This is a genomic window from Thalassobaculum sp. OXR-137 (assembly GCF_034377285.1).
In the GTDB taxonomy this organism is placed as follows: Bacteria; Pseudomonadota; Alphaproteobacteria; order Thalassobaculales; family Thalassobaculaceae; genus Thalassobaculum.
Genome location: NZ_CP139715.1, coordinates 2620428 through 2641685 on the forward strand (window position 1 = coordinate 2620428; position 21258 = coordinate 2641685).

The 21258-nt window shown below is 67.0% G+C and carries 14 protein-coding genes; 9 read left to right on the forward strand and 5 right to left on the reverse strand.

Features of this window, described 5'->3' with window-relative positions:
* Positions 1–37 precede the first annotated feature (37 nt).
* The 3 genes from folP (at position 38) to thiD (ending at position 3405) form a co-directional block, all read left to right on the forward strand.
* Entirely contained in the window at positions 38–1147 is a 1110-nt protein-coding gene (gene folP, locus T8K17_RS12385) for a dihydropteroate synthase (protein ID WP_322334813.1), read from the forward strand.
* Between the two features lie 75 nt (positions 1148–1222).
* On the forward strand, positions 1223–2584 hold the full coding sequence (glmM, locus tag T8K17_RS12390) for a phosphoglucosamine mutase (RefSeq protein WP_322334814.1): 1362 nt from the start codon (positions 1223–1225) through the stop codon (positions 2582–2584).
* A gap of 8 nt (positions 2585–2592) precedes the next feature.
* Positions 2593–3405: a bifunctional hydroxymethylpyrimidine kinase/phosphomethylpyrimidine kinase gene (gene thiD / locus T8K17_RS12395; protein ID WP_322334815.1), complete on the forward strand. Its 813-nt coding sequence runs from the start codon at positions 2593–2595 to the stop codon at positions 3403–3405.
* Between the two features lie 41 nt (positions 3406–3446).
* Here thiD and ggpS read toward each other — a convergent pair whose 3' ends face one another.
* From ggpS to T8K17_RS12410, 3 genes are read right to left on the reverse strand one after another with little or no spacing between them, the layout of a single operon-like run.
* Positions 3447–4973, reverse strand: a complete 1527-nt coding sequence (gene ggpS, locus T8K17_RS12400) for a glucosylglycerol-phosphate synthase (protein ID WP_322334816.1) — start codon at positions 4971–4973, stop codon at positions 3447–3449.
* Positions 4970–5725, reverse strand: coding sequence for an HAD-IIB family hydrolase (locus tag T8K17_RS12405; RefSeq protein ID WP_322334817.1), 756 nt, complete (start codon positions 5723–5725; stop codon positions 4970–4972). Before T8K17_RS12405 ends, ggpS begins: the two co-directional genes overlap by 4 nt.
* On the reverse strand, positions 5722–6843 hold the full coding sequence (locus T8K17_RS12410; protein WP_322334818.1) for an NAD(P)H-dependent glycerol-3-phosphate dehydrogenase: 1122 nt from the start codon (positions 6841–6843) through the stop codon (positions 5722–5724). Before T8K17_RS12410 ends, T8K17_RS12405 begins: the two co-directional genes overlap by 4 nt.
* 205 nt (positions 6844–7048) lie before the next feature.
* Here T8K17_RS12410 and gghA point away from each other — a divergent pair, with 205 nt between their 5' ends.
* On the forward strand, positions 7049–9427 hold the full coding sequence (gghA, locus tag T8K17_RS12415) for a glucosylglycerol hydrolase (RefSeq protein WP_322334819.1): 2379 nt from the start codon (positions 7049–7051) through the stop codon (positions 9425–9427).
* 24 nt (positions 9428–9451) lie between these two features.
* Here gghA and T8K17_RS12420 read toward each other — a convergent pair whose 3' ends face one another.
* Together T8K17_RS12420 and T8K17_RS12425 are read right to left on the reverse strand one after the other, a co-directional pair.
* A complete protein-coding gene (locus T8K17_RS12420) occupies positions 9452–11218 on the reverse strand; it encodes a radical SAM protein (RefSeq protein WP_322334820.1) in 1767 nt (588 codons plus the stop codon).
* Positions 11219–11347: 129 nt separating this feature from the next.
* Positions 11348–14896, reverse strand: a complete 3549-nt coding sequence (locus T8K17_RS12425) for a glycosyltransferase (protein ID WP_322334821.1) — start codon at positions 14894–14896, stop codon at positions 11348–11350.
* A gap of 197 nt (positions 14897–15093) precedes the next feature.
* Between T8K17_RS12425 and T8K17_RS12430 the strand changes: the two genes are divergently transcribed.
* The 5 genes from T8K17_RS12430 (at position 15094) to pseB (ending at position 21227) form a co-directional block, all read left to right on the forward strand.
* Entirely contained in the window at positions 15094–15387 is a 294-nt protein-coding gene (locus tag T8K17_RS12430; protein WP_322334822.1) for a hypothetical protein, read from the forward strand.
* 95 nt (positions 15388–15482) lie between these two features.
* Positions 15483–17510, forward strand: coding sequence for a type I secretion system permease/ATPase (locus T8K17_RS12435; RefSeq protein ID WP_322334823.1), 2028 nt, complete (start codon positions 15483–15485; stop codon positions 17508–17510).
* Between the two features lie 15 nt (positions 17511–17525).
* A complete protein-coding gene (locus T8K17_RS12440) occupies positions 17526–18884 on the forward strand; it encodes an HlyD family type I secretion periplasmic adaptor subunit (RefSeq protein ID WP_322334824.1) in 1359 nt (452 codons plus the stop codon).
* Between the two features lie 20 nt (positions 18885–18904).
* Positions 18905–20113, forward strand: a complete 1209-nt coding sequence (pseC, locus tag T8K17_RS12445) for a UDP-4-amino-4,6-dideoxy-N-acetyl-beta-L-altrosamine transaminase (RefSeq protein ID WP_322334825.1) — start codon at positions 18905–18907, stop codon at positions 20111–20113.
* A 97-nt stretch (positions 20114–20210) separates the two neighbouring features.
* Positions 20211–21227, forward strand: a complete 1017-nt coding sequence (gene pseB, locus T8K17_RS12450) for a UDP-N-acetylglucosamine 4,6-dehydratase (inverting) (protein WP_322334826.1) — start codon at positions 20211–20213, stop codon at positions 21225–21227.
* Positions 21228–21258 lie beyond the last annotated feature (31 nt).

Below are 21258 nucleotides of genomic sequence, written 5' to 3' on the forward strand. Positions count from 1 at the left end.
CGGTTCGGGTGACGTCCCACCGGAGAGGGTCTCTCCCATGACACTACCCATCGTTTACGAGCCCGCGCCCAGGCGCGGGCTCTCCGCATCTGCCCTCCCGCAGTCCGACTATGCCCGGCCGGTCGGCCTGGTCTATGGCGCGGCCGCCCAGGCGGCCGTCGCGGCCGGCGAAGCGCTGCCCCTGGCCGGCGGTCCCATCGCCTTCCGCTCCCTCGACCTGATCCGCCGCGAGGCAGGGGTCGTGCGGGTCCTCACGGTCCCTGTCGACGCCTTGGACCCTGCAGCCCTGCCGTCCGGCACGATCGCCCGGCTGACCGCGCCGCGAGGCCCCCTGTGGGGCGCCGACGCTCTCGCGCCGGCCATCATGGGCATCGTCAACGTCACCCCGGACAGCTTCTCCGACGGCGGGCGCTTCGCCTCCCGCGATGCCGCCATCGCCCAGGGCAGGCGGCTGGCAGAGGAGGGCGCCGACATCCTCGACATCGGCGGCGAGTCGACCCGGCCCGGCGCTGCGGATGTGTCCATCGCCCAGGAGATCGACCGGGTGGTCCCGGTGATCGAGGCGCTGGCGGGCGAGGGGCACCGGATCTCCGTGGACACCCGCAAGGCGCCGGTGATGCGGGCGGCGCTGGAGGCGGGGGCGACGATCGTCAACGACGTCTCCGGCCTGACCCACGATCCGGAGGCGCCGGCCTTCCTCGCCGGGCAGGCGTGCCCGGTGGTCCTGATGCATATGCGCGGCGAGCCCGGAACGATGCAGGCGGATCCGCGTTACGATTGTGCGCCGCTGGATGTCTACGACGAGTTGGAGGCCCGGCTGACGGCGGCGGAGGCCGCTGGCATATCCCGCGACCGTCTGGTGGTCGATCCGGGCTTCGGCTTCGCCAAGACCGCCGCCCACAACATTCAGGTTACCGCCTGGCTCACCGTGCTCCACGGGATGGGGAGGCCCGTGCTCTTCGGCGCATCGCGCAAGAGCTCCATCGGGGTTCTGTCCCGCGGCGAGGCCGCCGATGCGCGCCTGCCGGGCTCGCTCGCCCTGGCCGGCGCGGCGATGGATCTGGGGGCGCAGACGGTGCGGGTGCACGACGTGTCGGAGACGGCGCAGGCCTTGGCTCTGCGCCGTGCCATTCTGGCGGCTTCTTGAGCCCGCGGCGTTAATCACCTTTAAAGATGCAATACGCTATAAATGTCGAAACAGTTGAGAGACTTTGACACGCCCATGGCCCGCTCCCTTTTCGGAACAGATGGCATCCGCGGCCTCGCAAACGCGGAGCCGATGACCCCGGCGACCGCCATGGCGGTCGCGATGGCCGCCGGGGCGCGGTTCCATACCAACCATGGCCGGCGCAACCTGGTGCTGATCGGCAAGGACACCCGGCTGTCCGGCTATATGCTGGAACCGGCGATGGTCGCCGGCTTCACCTCCATCGGCATGGACGTGGTCCTGGTCGGCCCGATGCCGACCCCGGCGGTGGCGATGCTGGTCCAGTCCATGCGCGCGGATCTGGGCGTGATGATCTCCGCCTCCCACAATCCCTACCACGACAACGGCATCAAGCTGTTCGGCCCGGACGGCTACAAGCTCTCGGACGCGGTCGAGGCCGAGATCGAGGAGATGGTGGCGCGGGTGGATAGCCTGCCGCTGGCCGGTCCGGAGGCGCTGGGACGCGCCCGGCGGCTGGAGGACGAGCAGGGCCGCTATATCGAGGTGGTGAAGTCCACCTTCCCCCGCGACCTGCGTCTGGACGGCGTCAAGGTGGTGATCGACTGCGCCCATGGTGCCGCCTACCGGGCCGCCCCGCGGGTACTGTTCGAACTCGGCGCGGAAGTCATTCCCATGGGCGTCTCCCCGGACGGGTTCAACATCAACGACGGCTGCGGTGCCACCGCGCCGGAGGCGATGATGGCCCGCGTCCAGAAGGAGAAGGCCGATGTTGGCATCGCCCTGGACGGCGACGCCGACCGGCTGATCCTGGCGGACGAGACCGGCCACAAGCTGGACGGCGACCAGATCCTCGGCCTGATCGGCGGTTCCTGGCAGAAGGACGACCGGCTGAGCGGCGGCGGCGTGGTCGCCACGGTGATGTCCAATCTCGGGTTGGAGCGCTACCTGAACGGCATCGGCCTCGAGCTGGTGCGCGCCAAGGTCGGCGACCGCTACGTCCTCGAGGCGATGCGCGAGGGCGGCTACAATGTCGGCGGCGAGCAGTCGGGCCACATGATCCTGTCGGACCACGGCACCACCGGCGACGGCCTTGCGGCCGCGCTGCAGGTGCTGGCGGCGATGAAGCGGGCGGACAAGCCCCTGTCCCAGGTCGCCCGCGTGTTCGAGCCGATGCCGCAGATCCTGCGCAATATCCGGTTCGCCGGCGGCGATCCCCTGGCCAGCGACACGGTCAAGGCAGCCATTGCGGCGAGCCAGGATGCGCTGGGCACCGGTGGGCGCCTGGTCATTCGCAAGTCGGGTACCGAACCTCTGATCCGGGTGATGGCCCAGGGGGACGATGAAGGTCAAGTCGTGGCCGCGGTCGACAGGGTCGTGGACGCAATCGAACTCGTAGGAACAAAAGCTGCGGAGTAACGGCGGTCATGCCAAGGTCGACTGAAGGGCGTGTTCTGATCGCTGCCGGATCCGATTCCGGCGGCGGTGCGGGGATCCAGGCGGATATCAAGGCGGTAACGGCACTTGGCGGATATGCCATGACGGCCGTCACGGCCTTGACCGCGCAGAACACCAAGGGTGTTTTCGGCGTCCACGAAGTGCCGATCCCGTTCCTGCGCCAGCAGCTCGACCTGCTGGTCGACGATATCGGCGTCGATGTGATCAAGACCGGCATGCTGCATTCCGGCCCGGTCATCGATACCATCGTCGATGTGATCGAGGAAAAGGCGATGCATGTGCCGCTGGTGGTCGATCCGGTGATGATCGCCAAGGGCGGCCATCCGTTGCTCAATCCGGACGCCATGCAGGTGCTGAAGGCGCGGCTGATCCTGCGCGCCCATCTGCTGACGCCCAATCTGCCCGAGGCGGAATTGCTGACCGGCATGACGATCAAGGACGTGGACGACATGCACCACGCCGCCGAGATGCTGCTGTCGCTCGGTCCGCCGGCGGTGCTGCTGAAGGGCGGTCACCTGTCCTCCGACACCGTGGTCGACCTTCTGGCGACGGAATCCGGCATTCGGGAATTCCGGAGCCGGCGTGTCGACAGCACCAGCACCCATGGCACGGGCTGCACCCTCGCCTCCGCCATTGCCACCGGTCTGGCCCAGGGGCTGGCCCTGGAGAAGGCGGTCGAGCGGGCGCGGAAATACGTGATCACGGCCATCGAGACCGCCCCCGGCTACGGGAAGGGCCACGGGCCGCTCAACCACGTTCACACGGTCAAGGAACGCGCCTGAGCGCTAAAGCCTGACGGGGAGAGGAGACCCGGTCGCGCCGATTACTCGGCTGCGACCGGCTTCTTATGGCTGACCGGGCGGCCGGCGCGGCTTTCGGCCAGTTCCTCGAAGCGCTCCATCGTGTGCTGCGACCACTGGACGATGTCGTAGTGGCTCACGTTCTTGCGCATCATCTGCATGCGGGCGCGCTGCTCCTCCGGCTTCATGTCCAAGGCCTGGTCGATGGCCGAATCCATGAAGCGTTCGGAATAGGGGTTGGTCAGCACCGCATAGGGAAGCTGCACCGCGGCCCCCATGAACTCTGAGATCACCACGGTCCCGAGCTCGTCTATCCGGGCGGCGCAGTATTCCTTGCACACCAGGTTCAGGCCGTCGCGCAGCGGCGTCAGCCAGCACACGTCGGCGGCGCGGAAATAGGCGATCAGGTCCTGCAGCGGGATGGCGCCGGTGAACAGCATGATCGGCGTCCATTCGAAGGTGCCGAAGCGGCCGTTGATGCGGCCGACCAGCCCCTCGATCTCCTCCTGCACCCGCCGGTAGACGGCCATGTTCTGGTTGGCCAGCACCGAGACGCACATCAGGCGGATTTCGCCGTGCAACTCCGGGCGGCGCTCCAGCAGCCGTTCGAAGGACTCCAGCATCTCCTTGGTGCCCTTGGTGTAGTCGGTGCGGGCCACGGAGACGATCAGCCGCTTGCCGCCGAGTTCTTCCTTGATCTCCTGGAGCTTGGTCTCGGTCTCCTCGGAGCGGGCGAGCTCTTCGATGTAGTTGACGTTGGTGCCGACCGGGAAGGCGTCGATGTTGACGATCTGATCGTGATACTTCAGCCGGGTGATGATCGTCGGCTCGGACAGTGCCATGCCGCGCGGCGACATCCCGTCCTCCACGTCGATCTCCTCCTCGACGCTGACATCGAACAGGGTGCGGGCGGTGTTGGCGAAGTTCATGGCGTAGCGCGGGATGTGGAATCCGACCTGATCGCAATGGAGCAGGCTGTCCATGATCTCGTTGCGCCAGGGCAGCACGTTGAACACGTCGGGCGACGGGAACGGCGTGTGGTGGAAGAAGGAGATCCGTGCGTTCGGCTTCATCTGCCGCAGATAGACAGGCACGAGCCACAGATTGTAGTCGTGGATCCAGATGATGGCGTCGTCGGCGGCCTGTTCGGCGGCGGCCTGGGCGAACAGGAAGTTCACCTCCTGGAAGGTCGGCCAGTCGACCGGTCCGTAGTCGTAGGCGTCGACGAAGGAATGGAGGATCGGCCAGAGCGCCTCCTTGGAGGTCACCGCATAGAAGCTGTTCACCTGGTCTTCGGTCAACGCCAGGCGGGAGACGGAGTAGTCGCCGAAATCGTCGCTGATGGTGACGACCCGCTCCCAGTCCGGCATCTCGCCGTATTCGCGCAGTTTCCAGGCGATCCAGGATCCGTGGGAGACCTGACCGAAGAAACTCTTCAGCGTGGGGACGATACCGTTCGGGCTCTTGTTCGGTCTGAGTTCGATCTTCCCATCGACCTCGACCTCCTCATAAGGCTGACGATGGTAGACGATGACCAGATCCGATTTCATGCCGCTGCCCCCCGAAGGCTCGTAAGTGTTCGAATCACCTCATGAATACCGGCGGCGCCGTTGCCGCGGCTGATTGTGGTGTTCTCCAGGCTCTTAACGCGCGAGACGAGGTCCGGTTCGCTGTTCGCGACCGCGACGCCGCGCAGGCCGGTCTCGAACAGGGACAGGTCGTTCATCGTGTCGCCGGCAACGAGCACCCGGTCGGGATCGATCTTCAGATGATCGACCAGCCGCAGCAGGGTCGGCCCCTTGCTCACGCCCTTGGGCAGGACGTCCAGATAGGTGCTGGCGGAGGTGAGACAGTCGAACCCGGCCGCCTCGATCCGCTCGGCCACCGCCGCATCGTAGCGGTCAGGATCGTAGTAGTAGCTGACCCGGTAGCGGAACGGGGTGGGCTGCAGCTCCAGCCAGTCGACATCGGCGAGCATCTCGCGGACCCGGTCGCCCGCATCGCCCCAGCGCCGGGCGATATCGGCCTCCAGTTCCGGCACCGTCTCGAACTCGGCCCCCTGGACGATGGTGGTGCCCACGTCGCCGATGACGAAATCGGGCTTCGGAACCCAGCCGTCGCCGGTCAGCTCGCGGATGAAGGGGATGTCGCGGCCGGTGACGAAGACCAGGGATATCCGGTCACGGTTGGCGTCGATGGCGGAATAGAGCGTCGAGCGCTCTTCGTCGGTTCCGCCGAGGAAGGTTCCGTCCAGATCGGTCGCCAGGACGACGTCCGCCTTGCTGGGGTCGGTGCGGGTCATGGCAGCATCTCCGATACATAGTCGCCTACGTCGTCTTCGTTTCCGTGCGGGATCCGAATGTTCATCGCCGCCGGCTCGGCCTTGAGCGGGCGTTCCATCAGCCGGCCGATGGCCTCCGAGATCTCGACGCCGTCGGCGACGATGGAGCGCACAGCCTCGCAGATCGGCATCTCGACGCCGAGCTTGCGGGCGAGATCGGTGACGGAGACGGCGTTGACCACGCCCTCCACCACCGAACGGCGGTTGCTCAGCAGGTCCTCCTGGCGTTTGCGCTGGCCGAGCGCCTTGCCGAAGGACATGTTGCGCGACTGCTCGCTCGAGCAGGTCAGCGCCAGGTCGCCCATCCCGGACAGGCCGGTGACCGTCTCGCGGCGGCCGCCGAGGGCCTGGGCCAGGGTCTTCATCTCGTCCAGGCCGCGGGTGATCAGGGCGGCCCAGGTGTTGGTGCCGAAGCCGGAGCCGCTGGCGATGCCGCAGGCGATGGCGATCACGTTCTTCACCGCGCCGCCGACCTCGACCCCGATCAGGTCGTCGGAGATGTAGGGCCGGAAGGACGGGGTGGCGAGCGCCAGGGACAGGCGGGTGGCGAGCGACCCGTGCGGGTTGTCCGCCGCATCGGCCGAGGCGATGGTCACGGCCGTCGGATGGCCGCCGGCGACCTCCGCGGCGAAGCTCGGTCCGGAGAGCACGGCGATCGGCCGTCCGGGCATGGCCTCGGCGACGACGGTGGTCATGAGCTTGCCGCTCTCCCGCTCCACGCCCTTGCTGGCGAGGACCACGGGCACGCCCGGCGCCGCGACCGCATGCACCCGCTCGCCGATATCGCGGATGGCCTGCGACGGCACCACGAGCAGGATCGCGTCCACCCCGGCCACGGCCTGCGCCATGTCGGAGGTCGCGGTCACGCCGTCGGGAATCTCGTATCCCGACAACAACTGTTCGTTGGTTCGCTCGCGGTTGATCGCGGAGGACAGGGCCGGGTCGCGGGCCCAGAGGGTGACCTCTCCGCCGGCGCGGGCGGCGGTGATGGCAAGGGCGGTACCCCAGGCGCCGGCACCGATAACGGCGAATTTTTTTATCGCCGGAGCGTCACTTATGTCGGGGGAGAGCGTTGTCATATCGACTATGGGGGGAACTCCAAAGATTGAATGGGGCCTCTTTAAAATGCATTGCAGCGCCGAATGATCAAGGGTTGACCCCGCCGATTGGGCCCATAGTTGTTGCGGTGCAGCACGGCTCGGGTTGATCCCGGACCGCCGTCCCGGTTAGCACTATGCGGGTCCAGCGGGGCATCCTTACCACTTTGAATAGGAAGGAAACGCGATGACGACCGCGGTCACTCAGAACGAAGAACGGACAAAGGAACTGGTGGATTGGTGCCGAAATGCGCTCGACACCTCGGCCACCCATTTCGACGCCGGTCTTCAGATTGCCCGCGGTCTGGGAGCGCATAAACGCGACGGTCTCTGCGAAGTCGGGTTCTGGGCGCCGGAACTGCTCGACCGCCGTGTGCCGGACGGCGACATCTTTCTGGAAGTGCTGGAGCCGGAAGAGCCGGTCGACCTGACGGTCTCGCGCCAGACGCTGCGCATGAGCCGCCAGCTCGTGCCGATCGGCCGCTGCGAGGCGTTCTGTTTCGCCGCCGTCGAGGGCATGCGCGCCGGGACCCGCGACGAGATCGGCTCGTTCTATGCGCTCGCCTGGCGCGACGACGAGGGCTGGCACCGCATTCTGGACCCCCTGGCCGCCTCCCTGCCGTTCGGCGCCTTCGCGCCGGCCGAATACTACGACGTGGCGGCGATGCAGGCGGAGCGCCGGGACAAGGAGTATTTCGCCAACCTCCCCGAGGGGGATCCGGTCAAGCTGGGCCCGCCGGTGAACATCCTGCAGATCCACGTGGCCACGGCGACCGCCGGCGGCACGTTGGCCAGCCTTACCCGGCGCTACGAGCATCTGGCCGAGCGGGTGCGCATGAAGCTGCCGGTCGAGCCGGCCGACCGCATTTTCCTGGGGTATGACGGCGTCCAACTGCTCCCCGTGGAGCCGACGACGGTGTTCGAGACCGGACCGGACTTCTGGGAAGAACTGTCCGACGACGATGCCGACGACGAGAGCGTGACCGTCGAGCTGCACCGCCCCAATACCACGAACTGGGGCTACGACGTGGTGATCGCCGGCATGGGCGCCGTCAACCCGGCGATCCTGGAGACCGGCCGCCCGGATGAGCTGGTCGACCTTGCCGCCGTGCTCCACACCTTTCCGAGCGGGCCGAAGAAGCTGGTGTTCGACGTGGTCTTCGGCCACAGCGACAATCAGGGCCTGCGGGCGTTGAACCACCACTACTTCGCCGGCCCGAACATGTACGGGCAGAACATAAACTACCGGAACGGCATCGTCCGGGCCGTGCTGCTGGAGATGCAGCGCCGCAAGGCCGATTTCGGCGCCGACGGCATCCGCGTCGACGGCGCTCAGGACTTCACCTTCTGGGACAGCAACACCGAGCGGGTGGAGCACGACGACGAGTACCTGCAGTCCATGTCCGACGTGGTGCAGGAGGTGGCGGGGCGCCGCTACCGGCCGTGGTTCGTGTTCGAGGACGGCCGGCCCTGGCCGCAGGAGGACTGGGAGCTGTCGTCCACCTACCGCGCGGTGATCGACGCCCAGCGCGACGACGACGTGTTCCAGTGGGGTCCGCTCACCTTCGCCCACAACACGCCGTTCCTCTATACGTTCTGGCTGTCCAAGTGGTGGCGGATCCGCGAGATCATGGAACATGGGGCGCACTGGATCTCGGGCTGCGCCAACCACGACACCCTGCGCCGGGGCACCCAGATCAATCCCAAGCTCAACGTGAACACCCGCCTGGGCGACACGCGGATGGAGATCCTGGACAAGGCCTACGACAACCCGGCCGTTTCGCTGATCACCTACGGCGTGTTTCCCGGCGTGCCGATGGACTTCCTGAATGCCTCGGCGCGGGCGAGCTGGGGCTTCATCCGCAACCAGGACGACCAGTACGGCGTGAAGGTGGTGGCCGAGGAGGCGATCTCGCTGAAATGGCAGGTCGACAACTATTCCTACTCGGTGCCGATGGCGTTCCGCCGGCTCAAGGCCATGGGCTTCGAGGACCGGGACAGCCTGGTTCGGTTCATGGAGTTCCTGCCGGCCCTGGTCGAGGTCACCGGCTACGACCTGGACGTGATCGCCAAGCTGCTGAACGAGGTCGATCCGCCGCTGGCCGGACCGGCGCCGTTCACCGTGCCGATCCTGAAGCAGATCGCCCGAGCCTGGATGGACGACATGCACGACTACTGCAACGTGTCGGGCTACGAGGCGGCGCTGAGCGAGAGCCAGACCGCATTCAACCTGGGGCTCCGCGCGTTCCGCCACGCCCGGCCGTGGCTGCGGGACAACCTGCGACCGGAGGACGTCTACGAGTATCGCGAGCCGGTCGACGGCCGGGTCCTGTTCGGCACCCTGCGCCACGGTCCGGACGGCGAGCAGGTCTACGCCATCGCCCATCTGGAAGGCGGGGCGATGGAGAACTTCGATCCGCTGACCTTGCCGATCAAGGGGCTGGAAGGGGACGGCTGGAACGTCGCCCTGCGCACGCCGCCGATCGGCGGCGACTATATCGGCGGACCGATCACCCTGTCGGACAGCATGGGTGTGCTCTACACCCGCAGCGCCGACCGACGCTGACGCGCAGTTGCAGGTCCGCGGCGGCTATTCCGCCGCGGTCTGCTGGGCGGGTTCGACGGCCGCGCCCGGAACCGGTGCGGCCACCCGGTCATCGAGGGAGAAGCGCTTCAGCAGCCCGAACGGCCGGGCAAGCGACAGAATGCCGGCCATGGCGAAGGCGATATAGACCAGCATCAGCGCGCTCGCCGCGCCGAGCAGGGACTTGGCCGTGTAGCGCACCTCGTGGACAGGTCTCGGCAATGCCGGATATCCGGGGCGCCGTGACGGGGCGTCGTATTGGCGGATGGCGCCGTAATCGAGCGGGTGAACCCCTTCGATGACGGCGGAGCCGTAGCCCGCGGCGAAGGTGCTGCACAGGTTCTTCATGGACAGCCCGTAGTAGAGGCCCCGTCCGACCACCGTCCACATGTGCCTTAACGTGTAGTATTGCCGCCAGCTCTCCTGGAACAGCGCCTGCCATTCCGTGCGCGTCATCAGCGGGTGATCGGTGATGACGTGAATGGTGTCGAAGGCGTTGAGATCCTCGTCGATCGGCACGCCCCCGCGCAGCATGAGCTGATGGTCCTTCGATCCCGGCAGGGGAGAGAGGGCGAAGAAGGTGACGATGTCGACGGGGATCTCGTCCTGCAGAAAACGGATGTCCTCGCGGACCCGCTCCGGCGTGTCGTTGGGAAAGCCGATGATCACGCCAGCGTAGATCATGATCCCGGCGCGCTTCCACGTCAGCACCATGTCGCGCATCAGATGGAGCTTGTTCTGGCCCTTGGCCGCGGCCTTCAGGTTGTCCTCGCGCACGGACTCCATACCGAGGAAGATCCGCTTCACCCCCGCCTCGCGGCAGGCCTCCACGAAGCCCGGGATTCGGCTCGCCAGAGTGTCGACCTGCACGAGCACGTCCCACTCCCAGTCCAGCTCCCGCGAGAGGCGGATGAGGATCTCGGTGACCTCCCGCCAGATCGGGCTGCGGGCGAAATTGTCGTCGCTGATCAGGATGGAATGGCCGCCGACGGCGGCGACGCCCCGCAGATACGTCTCGATCGCTTCCGGCGACCGGCAGCGCATCGCATGGCCATGGACGTTGATGATCGTGCAGAAGCTGCAGATGAAGGGGCAGCCGCGGCCGACTTCCATGCCGTGGAAATTGTCCAGGGTTCTGGCCGCCACATCCGGCGCGGCGATCAGGGCCGGCGCTTTGCTGAGATCCGCTACCTGGGTGAGATTGTTGTAGAGCGGCTTGACGGCGCCGTCCCGGATGTCGCGCAGCAGGGCGTCCACCCCCGCTTCCAGCTCACCGGCGAAGAGGCTGATGCCCAGTTCCTTGACACCCGGAAAGGCGCCCTCCCATTCCGGCACCATGGCCAGCACGCCACTGACATGGAAGCCGCCGATGATCACCGGATATCCGGCTTCTCGGAACGGCCGGGCGATATCAACGGCCCGGGGGAACTGATTGGTCTGCACGCCCACCATCATCACGGCGCAGCGGTCGAAACCGTCGAGCCAGCGCATCAGCTCGTCGGGCCGCAGCCGGTTGCTCATCTCGTCGATGCGCCGGGTTTCGATCCGAATGTCCGGGCCGAGAGCCCATCGATCCGCCGCCTCGGCGAACAGGCCGTCGACGACGATCAGGACGTTCGAAATCATGAACGAGCGCCACCACTGGATGACGAACCCGTCGTCGTCATAGTGGGAGGGCTTGATGAGCAGGAGGCCGACGGAGCGGACGCCCGATCCGAGCTCTTGATCGTGCACGTCCAGGATCCGGCTGGCGGGTTCGATGAGACTCGCCATGCGATCCTCCCGTTCGAGCGCGACCGGAACCGCCCCGACCGCAGAATGATAGGTTGGATAGGAGTCTATCGGAAGCCACGCATAGGGGGAACCGACCAGCGTGCCCGGAAAGTCCCGATCGTCGTGCGGTCAGGACTCTCCTTTGTCCTGCTCCGTCGACTCCCAGGGCTTGGGCACCCGCGGCGGGATGGCATAGGTCGGCGTTTCCTGATCCAGGCTCAGGTTAGGGTTGAAATAGGGGTCGGCGTCCAGCGCATCGCCCCACTTGTCGCGCATCCACATCATCTCGCCACGGAAGCGGTCGCGCTTCTCGTCGGTGTCCTCATGGCCGCGCGACACCGACTCGTGGTGATACAGCTCGGCATAGGGCGTCAGCACGATGCGATGGCCGGCGGCGCGGATCTTCAGGCAGAAATCCACGTCGTTGAACGCCACTTTGAGTTCCTTCTCATTCATGCCGCCGATCTGCTCGTAGATCTTCTTAGTGGTCAGCAGGCAGGCGGCGGTGGTGGCGCTGACGTTGTGAATCAGCTGGGCGCGGTTGAAGTATCCGGGCGCCTCGCGCGGCAGGTGCTTGTCGAAATGCCCGGCCACGCCGCCGATGCCGGTAGTCACGCCGACATGCTGCACGGTGTCGTTCGGGTAGTAGAGCTTTGCCCCGACGGCGCCGACGCCCGGCCGCTGGAGCTGCCGCACCATCTCTTCCAGCCAGCCGTCATCGATCGGCTCGATGTCGTTGTTCAACAGGAGCAGCAGCGGACCCTTGGCCAGCTCGGCGGCCCGGTTGTTCAGACGGGAGAAGTTGAACGGCTCGTCGTCTCGCAGGACCGCGATCCGCTCGTCCTTCTGGATCTCGGCGAAGTATTCCAGCGTCTCCGCCTTCTGCGAGCCGTTGTCGACGACGATCAGGTCCCAGTTCGGATAACCGGTCTTCTCCAGCAGCCCGGTGACCACCATGCGCATCATGTCGACCCGGTCGCGGGTGGGCACGAGGATGGTGACATGCGGCTTGCGGGCGGGCAGGGCCGGGACGACCCGGTGGCTCAGTCCGTCGCGGCCGGCGACCACCTCGGCCTTCACGCCGCTGCGCTCCAGGTGCTCGGCGATCGCCTTGCGCGCCCGCTCGTAGGGGTAGGTCTTCTCGCCGGTGCCCAGCGCCACGCTGCCGGCGACCATACGCCAATGGTACAGCACGGCGGGGATGTGGCGGACCCGCTCGACGCTGGTCTGCTCCAGCACGCGCAGGGCCATGTCGTAGTCCTGGCTGCCCTCGAAGCCCTCGCGGAACCGGCCGGCCTTCTCGACCAGCGACCGGCGGTAGACGCCCAGGTGGTTGATCATGTTCTGCGACAGGAACAGCTCCGGCGACCAGTCCGGCTTGAAGTAGGGGTCGGAGATCCGCCCCTCCTCGTCGATCTTGTCCTCGTCGGAATACAGGATGTCGGCGTCCGGATCGGCCTCCAGGCTGGCCGCCATCCAGTACAGGGCATCCTCCGTCAGCTCGTCGTCATGGTCGAGCAGGGCCATCCACTCGCCGGTCGCCACCTCCAGCGCCGAGTTGCTGGCAGCTGAGATGTGCCCGTTGGTCTCGCGGAAGACGACCTTGATGCGCGGATCCTCGGCGGCGTAGCGCTCCAGCATCTTCCGGGTTTCCGGGCTTTTCGAGCCGTCATCGGCGATGCACAGTTCCCACGCGTCGTAGAGCTGGGCCTTCACGCTCTCCACCGCCTTTTCCAGCAGGGCGGGCGGCGTCTCGTAGGTCGGCATGACGATGGAGAAGACAGGTTTCGTCTCCATGCGCGCAACATGGGCGCGGATGGCGGCCCGGTCGCTATCCGTCAGCGCATAGAACAGGTCGCGCCAGTCGTCGTAGGTCTCGATCGGCTTCGGCAGCTTCTTGATCAGGTATTCCTTCAGCCCCTGCACACCGCCTCGGCGCAGGTTGCCGACGATGGGGCGCACGCCTTCCTGGGCATAGGCATTGGTCGCCAGGACCCGAAGCAGTTCCGCCCGGGTGATCTCCCGTGCCCGGATCGGCCCCATCTCGAACCGGCCCTTCCAGCTGATCGGGTCGAGCCGAAGACCCTTTACGTCGTCGGGCAGGCGCACGAAGCAGGTGACGGTCTCGCCGCTGGTGACCGGCAGCCGCTTGCGGTCGATCTCCGCCGTTCCGGCGCCGGTATCGGCGAACAGCGACGGCGCCGCCATCCGATCGGCCTTGATGGCATAGGTCAGCTCGACCCAACCGGTCGGCATCCGAACCCGATCGGACTGCAGGACCATGACGCAGAAGGTGTCGGTGGCTTCCCAGACGTCGCCGTCGATATGCTTCGCCCGGAACAGCTCGCCCGGTCTCAGCGTGTGGGTCACCCGGCGGGCACGGCGGGCGAGGTTGCCCGCCTTGCGCAGCGGCGCGGTGACGCGCCACGACGTGGAAGCCTCCAGCGCGCCGATATGGTTCTGCAGATCGGCGCGGGCCATGGCCAGGTTGTGGATATGGCCGTCCCGGGTCTTCACCTCGCTCTGCAGGTCCGAGACGTCGTCGCGGAGGTCGTCGATGGTGCCGCGCAGGGACTCGATGGTCTCTTCCAGGGCGCCGATCGTGCGGTCGCGGTCGTCGATGACCCGCTCGCGCTCGGCGACCCGCAGGTCCCGCTCCGCCACCCGGCCGTCGCGTTCGCGCACGCTGTCGTCCAGGAGGCGGATCCGGTTGTCGCGCTGGTCGATCTCTTCGCGCAGGCGCAGTTCGATTCCGGCCCAGTCGGCGAAGGTGTCGTCGAAATAGTAGGATGCCCGGTCGATCTCGACCTGAACCTCCCTAACCAGTGCAAGCGCCGTATCGCGGTCGCCGGTATCGGCCATCCGGACGGCGTCGTAGATGCGGCCGACCCAGGCCGCCAGGGCCGGCTCGGTCTTCAGGATGTCGTCGTCCAGGGCGTGGTGGCGCAGACCGACATCGAGGAATCCGTCGATCTCGGACGCGGCATCCCCTATGCGGTTCGCAAATCCGAGATGCAGGTCGCCGTCGACCCGCTCCATCTCCCCCCGCCAACCGGCCATGAGCCGATCGAAGCTGGCCCAGGATTGCGGGATACCCTCGCTGCAGGTCAGCGCCTCGATCTGATGGCGCAGCCACAGCATCAGGGCCCGGCCCCGGGGCATGGCGTCGCGGCGCTCCAGGGAGCGGGCGATCTCCAGCGGATGGCGGAGCATGTGCAGGACCGTCACCTGGACGCCCCGGTCCGCCAGCATCTGGCGCCACAGCGGCAGCAGGCGGCACATGCGGGGGTCCTTCACCCCCCACAGGGCGGCGTCGGAGAACTCGGCGTCGAGGATGGCCTCCAGATCCTTGCGCGCCGCGCGCGTTACCGGATGATCCAGCCAGCCCTCCGGCATGGCGCGCGGATCGTCCCAGCGCATGCCCAGATCGGCCAGCAGCCGGTCGTGACGGGTGACGACGCCCTGATGCTCCCAGAATCCACGGTCGTTGTTGCCCTCGGCCGCTTCCATCAGGTCGGTGCCGAGCTCGACGCCCAGCAGGTTGACCACGCGGGTCAGGGCGGAGGTGCCGCTGCGGTGCATGCCCAGGACGAGCAGGGCGGTCTGCGGTCGCGCGTCCGGTGCGGAGGTTGCCCCGCTGTCCTTGTCATCGAGGGGGGCGTCTGTCGTCGTGGGCATCGGCTATCCGGACACTAGGCTTCCCGTCTCCGTCGGGAGACTGAGGATTTGCAACAATTCCCGTTTCGTAACACACTCCGGGACGCCCGTGGGGATGACAATTCCCTTTTAATGAATGCGCCGGTTTGGCTATAAGCCGGAATAGTCAAATCGGTTCGTATGCCGATGCGGGCACCATAGCGATAGCGGACGACACGATGGGTAAGTATCTCGACGATCTTTGGAACGACCTGGAGAAGACCTGGGATCTCGCCATGGAGATCAACGACCTTCCCGAGGCGGATCGAAGCGACGTTGCTGCCGCGTGGGAGAAGTTCAAGGCTTCCGCTCTGGTCGATGCGTCCCGCACCGAGACCGAGGCCGGCGCCACCACCCCGCCGCTGAAGGTCTTCTGCACGAACATCTACGGCATTCAGTACAATAGCGAGACGAAGTACTGGATCCCGTTCCGCCACGGCGACATCGATCTTGCGAAGTTTACCGAAGATTAAGTGAATTCGTGCCCCTACTACCCTGGGGCGACCGGCGGTACTCTGTTGGGCGGTTATGCCCCCGCCTCTTTGAGGCCGGATAGATCGGTGCCGCGATGAACAAGCCAGAACCCGTTTCGGTCCATAATCTGCTGAAGGCCTGCTACACGGCCTTCGTGGCCTGCGGCGTGTTCAGTTTCTTCGTCAACCTGCTGATGTTGACGATGCCGCTGTTCATGTTCCAGGTGTTCGACCGCGTTCTGGCGAGCCGCAGCGAATCCACGCTGTTCCTGCTGCTGATGATCGCCGCCATCGCGCTGGGCGTGCAGGCCGCGCTGGACAGTGTCCGGTCCTTCGCCTTCGTGCGCATCTCGCGCTGGATCGACCGGCGGATCGCACCGCTGCTGCTGTCGGCTGCGGTCGCCGAGGCCCTGGATCGGTCGAAGACGGCGAACAGCAATGCGCTGCGCCAGTTGTCGGTCCTGCGGAACTTCCTGACCGGCCCGGCGATGCTGACCGTGCTCGACATACCGTGGGTTCCGATCTTCCTGCTGCTGATCCTGTATCTGAACGCGCCGATGGGCTTCGCCGCCGTGGGGGGCGCGCTGGTGATGCTGGCGCTGGGGCTGACCAACGACCACCTGACCCGTCCCGCCCTGAACGAGGCGCAGGCCTATTCCAACCGGGCCTATGCCGCCGCCGACGCCGCCGTGCGCAATGCCTCTGTGGTGGAGAGCATGGGCATGCGTCAGTCGGTGATCCGCCGCTATCTGACCGAGAACGAGACCGTGCTGGCCCTGCAGAGCAAGGCGAGCGACCGGGCGGCCATGTTCCTGGCCGTGTCCAAATCGGCCCGTATGCTGATCCAGATGCTGATCATGACGGTGGCCGCGACCCAGATCATCGATCCGCACACGCCGATGACCGGCGGCATGATGATCGCCAGCGTGCTGATCCTCGGCCGGGCGCTGCAGCCGATCGAGCAGGGCGTGGCCCAGGCCCGCGGCATGGTCGAGGCGTTCGGCGCCTACAAGCAGATCGAGGAGACGCTGCTGAACGCCCAAGCCCAGCCCGAGCGGATGCGGCTGCCGGATCCGGAAGGCCAGATCACGGCGGAAAACCTGTTCTACCAGCCCCCGGGGCTGGCCAAGCCGATCCTGCAGCGCATCCAGTTCGAGGTCGAACCGGGCGAGACGCTGGGCATCGTCGGCCCGTCGGCCGCCGGCAAGTCGACGCTGGCGCGGCTGCTGGTCGGGGTACAGCGGCCGACGGTCGGTTCGGTCCGCCTGGATGGCGCCGACATCTATTCCTGGGACAACGAGGCGCTCGGCCAGCATATGGGCTACATGCCGCAGGACGTGGAGCTGTTCTCCGGCACCGTGGCGCAGAATATCGGCCGGCTGCAGGAGAATCCGGATCCGGAAGCGGTGGTCCGGGCGGCCAAGATGGCCGGGCTGCACGATCTGATCCTGCGCCTGCCGGACGGCTACGACACCGAGATCGGGTGGGGCGGACAGCTCCTGTCCGGCGGCCAGCGCCAGCGGGTGGCCCTGGCCCGGGCGCTTTACGGCGATCCCCGGGTCGTCGTGCTGGACGAGCCCAACGCCAACCTGGACAGCCAGGGCGACGATGCGCTGGTGCAGGCGCTCAAGGCGCTGAAGGCGGCGAACGTCACGGTGATCCTGATCACCCACCGGCCCTCCACCCTGGCGCTGATGGACAAGATCCTGGTGCTCAACGGCGGCACGGTGCAGCGCTTCGGTCCGCGCGACGAGACCCTGTCCTTCCTGCAGCAGGCCCGGCGTCCCGGCATCGAGGGGCCGGCGCCGCAGATCGCCGACAACCGGGATCAGCGCGCCCGACCGGCCGAGCCCGACCGCCGTGCGATGGAGCCGACGGTGGACGCCTCCGCCGGACCGGAGATCGAGCGCCCGCAGGAAACGCCGAGGGCGGCGAGCCAGAATGCCCGGGGGCCGGGCGAGATCCTGGAGCCGCCGACTCCGGAGGACGCCGATCCGGACGCCCCGAAGGGACCGCGCGGCCGTGGGGCGGTGGTCCGGCCGCCGTCGCCCTACAAGGCGCGGGCGACCTCCCTGCAGGTGCAGAGCGTTCGAGCCATTTCGGCCGATCCGACCAAGGACTGAGCGAGGAGCGACGTCATGGCGATGGTGCGTAGCGAGGAATCGAGGGACCTGACCCGGTGGCAAGACCCGCTGGCCCACGAACCCGACCGCAATCCGATGGCCTGGCGCAAGGTCCTGTGGATCGGCTACGCCATCCTGTTCCTGTTCTTCGGGGTGTTCGGCGTCTGGGCCGGCTTCGCACCGCTCGGGTCCGGGGCGATCGCGATGGGCCAGGTTCAGGTCGCGGGCAGCCAGAAGGTCGTCCAGCACCTGGAAGGCGGCATCATCAAGGAGATCCGGGTCCAGGAAGGCGACACCGTCAAGGAAGGCGACGTCCTGATGGTGCTGGAAGGTACGCGGGCCTCGGTCGATCAGGGCCGGCTCTTCCAGCGCGTCCTGGCGCTCAAGGGGCAGGAGGCGCGGCTGATCGCCGAGCGCGACGAGACGGCCGTGGTGAGCTATCCCGACGATCTGAAGCGCCTGGCCGACGACCCCTATGTGCAGTCGATCATGGACGGCGAAAGCCGTCTGTTCGACGGCCGCCGCGCGGCCTACCAGGGCCAGCAGGGCCTGCTCGACAAGCGGGTCGCGAAGAGCCGAGAGGAGATCGTCGCCCTGCGCGCCCAGCAGCGGTCCGACGCGCGCCAGCTCCAGATCATCGAGGAAGAGATCAAGGGTGTGCGCGAGCTCTTCAACAAAGGGCTGGAGCGCAAGCCGCGCCTGCTGGCCCTGGAGCGGGAGCAGGCCGCCCTGCAGGGCTCCATCGACAACCGCGAGGCGCTGATGGCCCGGGCCGAGCAGACGATCGCGGAGACCGAATACCAGCGCCTCACCGTCCAGGAACAGAACCGCGCCGAGATCGAGACCGACCTGCGCGAGACCCAGACCCAGCTTCGGGACCTGCGCGAGCAGCTCGTCTCCGCCGACGATTCCATCGCCCGCAACACCGTGCGCGCGCCGATCGGCGGCAAGGTCTACGGACTGCGCTTCCACACGGTGGGCGGGGTGATCGGTCCGGCCGAGCCGCTGCTGAACATCGCGCCGGACGATGACGAACTGATCGTCCGCGCCCAGCTTCAGCCGACGGATATCGACGTGGTCCAGATCGGTGCTCCGGCGACCGTGCGGCTGACCTCGTACAGCCAGCGCACCGCCAAGCCGATCGACGGCCGGGTGATCGACATCTCCCCCGACGTGATGCAGTCGGCGGAAGGCACCCAGCCCTACTACGAGGCCCGCGTCCGGTTGAGCGAGGAGATGATGCGGCAGAACGATGTGGAACTCGTCCCCGGCATGCCGGCGATGGTGATCATTTCCACCGGCGACCAGACTCTGCTCGACTACCTGATTTCCCCGCTGACCCGGTCCCTGGAGACCGCCCTGCGGGAACAATAACCAGCGCGAGCAATGACCGGATGAGCGTTCCGCCCCCGTTCCTGCCCTATGGCCGTCAATGCATCGACGAAGCCGATATCGCGGCGGTGGCGGAGGTGCTGCGCGGCGACTTCCTGACCACGGGTCCGACGGTCGATGCCTTCGAAGCGGCCTTTGCCGCCGCCGTGAACGCGCTCTATGCGGTCGCCTGTTCCAGCGGGACGGCGGGGCTGCATCTGGCGATGATGGCGCTGGGGGTCGGGCCGGGGGACGTGGTGATCGTGCCGACGGTGACCTTCCTCGCCAGCGCCAACTGCGCGGTCTATGTGGGGGCGGAGCCGGTCTTTGCCGATGTCGATCCGGATACCGGCCTGACCACCCTGGCGGCGATCTCGGAAGCCGTGGAGCGGGCGGGCCGGGATCGGGTCAAGGCCATCGTCGCGGTCCATCTGAACGGACATTGCGTGGACGTGGCCGCCCTGGCGCAGGCCTTTCCGGAGATCCCGATCGTCGAGGATGCCTGCCACGCGCTGGGCGCCGCGAACGGCGGCGAGACGGTCGGCGCCTGCACCCATTCGGCCATCGCCATGTTCTCGACCCACCCGGTGAAGACGGTGGCGAGCGGCGAGGGCGGGGTGCTGTGCACCCGAGATCCGGTGCTGGACGAACGGATGCGCCGCCACCGCAACCACGGGATGGTCCGCGACCCGGCCCGCTTCACTGACCGCGAGGCCGCTTTCGACGCGGCGGGCGAGCCGAACCCCTGGTACTACGAGATGCCGGAGCCGGGGTATAACTACCGCCTTTCCGACATCCACGCCGCACTGGGCCTCTCGCAGATCGGCCGGCTGTCCGGCTTCGTCGACCGCCGCCGCCACCTGCGCGGGCTGTACGAGACGGCGCTGGGCCGCTGCGGGCCGCATGTGCGGGCCCTGCCGACCGCCCCCGGCTGCGATCCGGCCTGGCACCTGTCGGTGGCGCTGATCGATTTCGCCGCCCTCGACACCGACCGGGGCACGGTGATGCGGCGGCTGCGGGACGAGGGGATCGGGACCCAGGTCCACTACTTCCCGGTCCACCGCCAGCCCTATTTCCGCGAGACCGCCCCGACCCCCGCGCTCGCCGGGGCCGACCGCTACTACGAACGCTGCCTGTCGCTGCCGCTGTTTCCGGCCATGGCGGACGAGGATGTGGGGCGCGTGGTGGCAGCCCTGAGCCGGTCCCTCGGCAACGGTGGTGCTGCCGGGTGATGCCCAGCTTGCCGCGGGCGCCGCTGAGCGGGACAATACGGGGTGATTCGCGCTTCCTGATAAGGGGATAGGCGCGGGATCGAGGCGGGAGGGCCGCATGCGGCAGTTCGATCAGAACTTCATCGACCTGAACGGCAAGACGGTGCTGGTCACCGGCGGGACCGGGTCTTTCGGCAAGCAGTTCATCCGGACGGTGCTGGCCAACTTCAAGACGAAGCGCTGCATCGTCTTCTCCCGCGACGAGCAGAAGCAGTACGAGATGGGGCTGGAGATCCCCGTCGAGAAGTATCCCGAGATGCGCTACTTCCTCGGCGATGTGCGCGATGTGGACCGGCTGGAAATGGCCATGCGCGACGTGGACTACGTGATCCACGCCGCCGCGATCAAGCATGTGCCGACGGCCGAGTACAACCCGTTCGAATGCGTGATGACCAACATCCACGGTGCGGAGAACATCGTCAAAGCGGCGATCCGCAGCAAGGTGAAGCGGGTGATCGCGCTGTCCACCGACAAGGCGGCCAACCCGATCAACCTGTACGGCGCGACCAAGCTTGCCTCGGACAAGATCTTCATCGCCGCCAACAACCTGTCGGGGGCCGGCGGCTGCATCTTCTCGGTCGTGCGCTACGGCAATGTGATCGGCTCGCGCGGCAGCGTGATCCCGTTCTTCAAGCAGCTCATCGCTGACAGGAAGGACCATCTGCCGATCACCGACGACCGGATGACCCGGTTCTGGATCACCCTGCAGCAGGGCGTGAATTTCGTGCTCAGCAGCCTGGAGATGATGAAGGGCGGGGAGATCTTCGTGCCGAAGATCGCGTCCATGAAGATCGTCGATGTGGCGTCGTGCCTGGGCCCCGGCCTCCCGCACAAGGTGGTCGGCATCCGCCCGGGCGAGAAGCTGCACGAGGTCATGGTGCCGGAGGACGACGCCCGCACCACGGTGGAGATCGACGACCGCTACATCATTCTGCCGGCCTTCACCGACGGGCCGCGGGCGATCTGGACCAAGGCCGGGGCGAAACCGGTCGACCCCGAGTTCCGCTACGCCAGCGACAGCAACGACGAATGGCTGAGCGCGGCCGATCTGGAAGGGATGGTGGAGGCGCTTTAGGGGCGTTTCACCAATCTCGCCACCTTTCGCC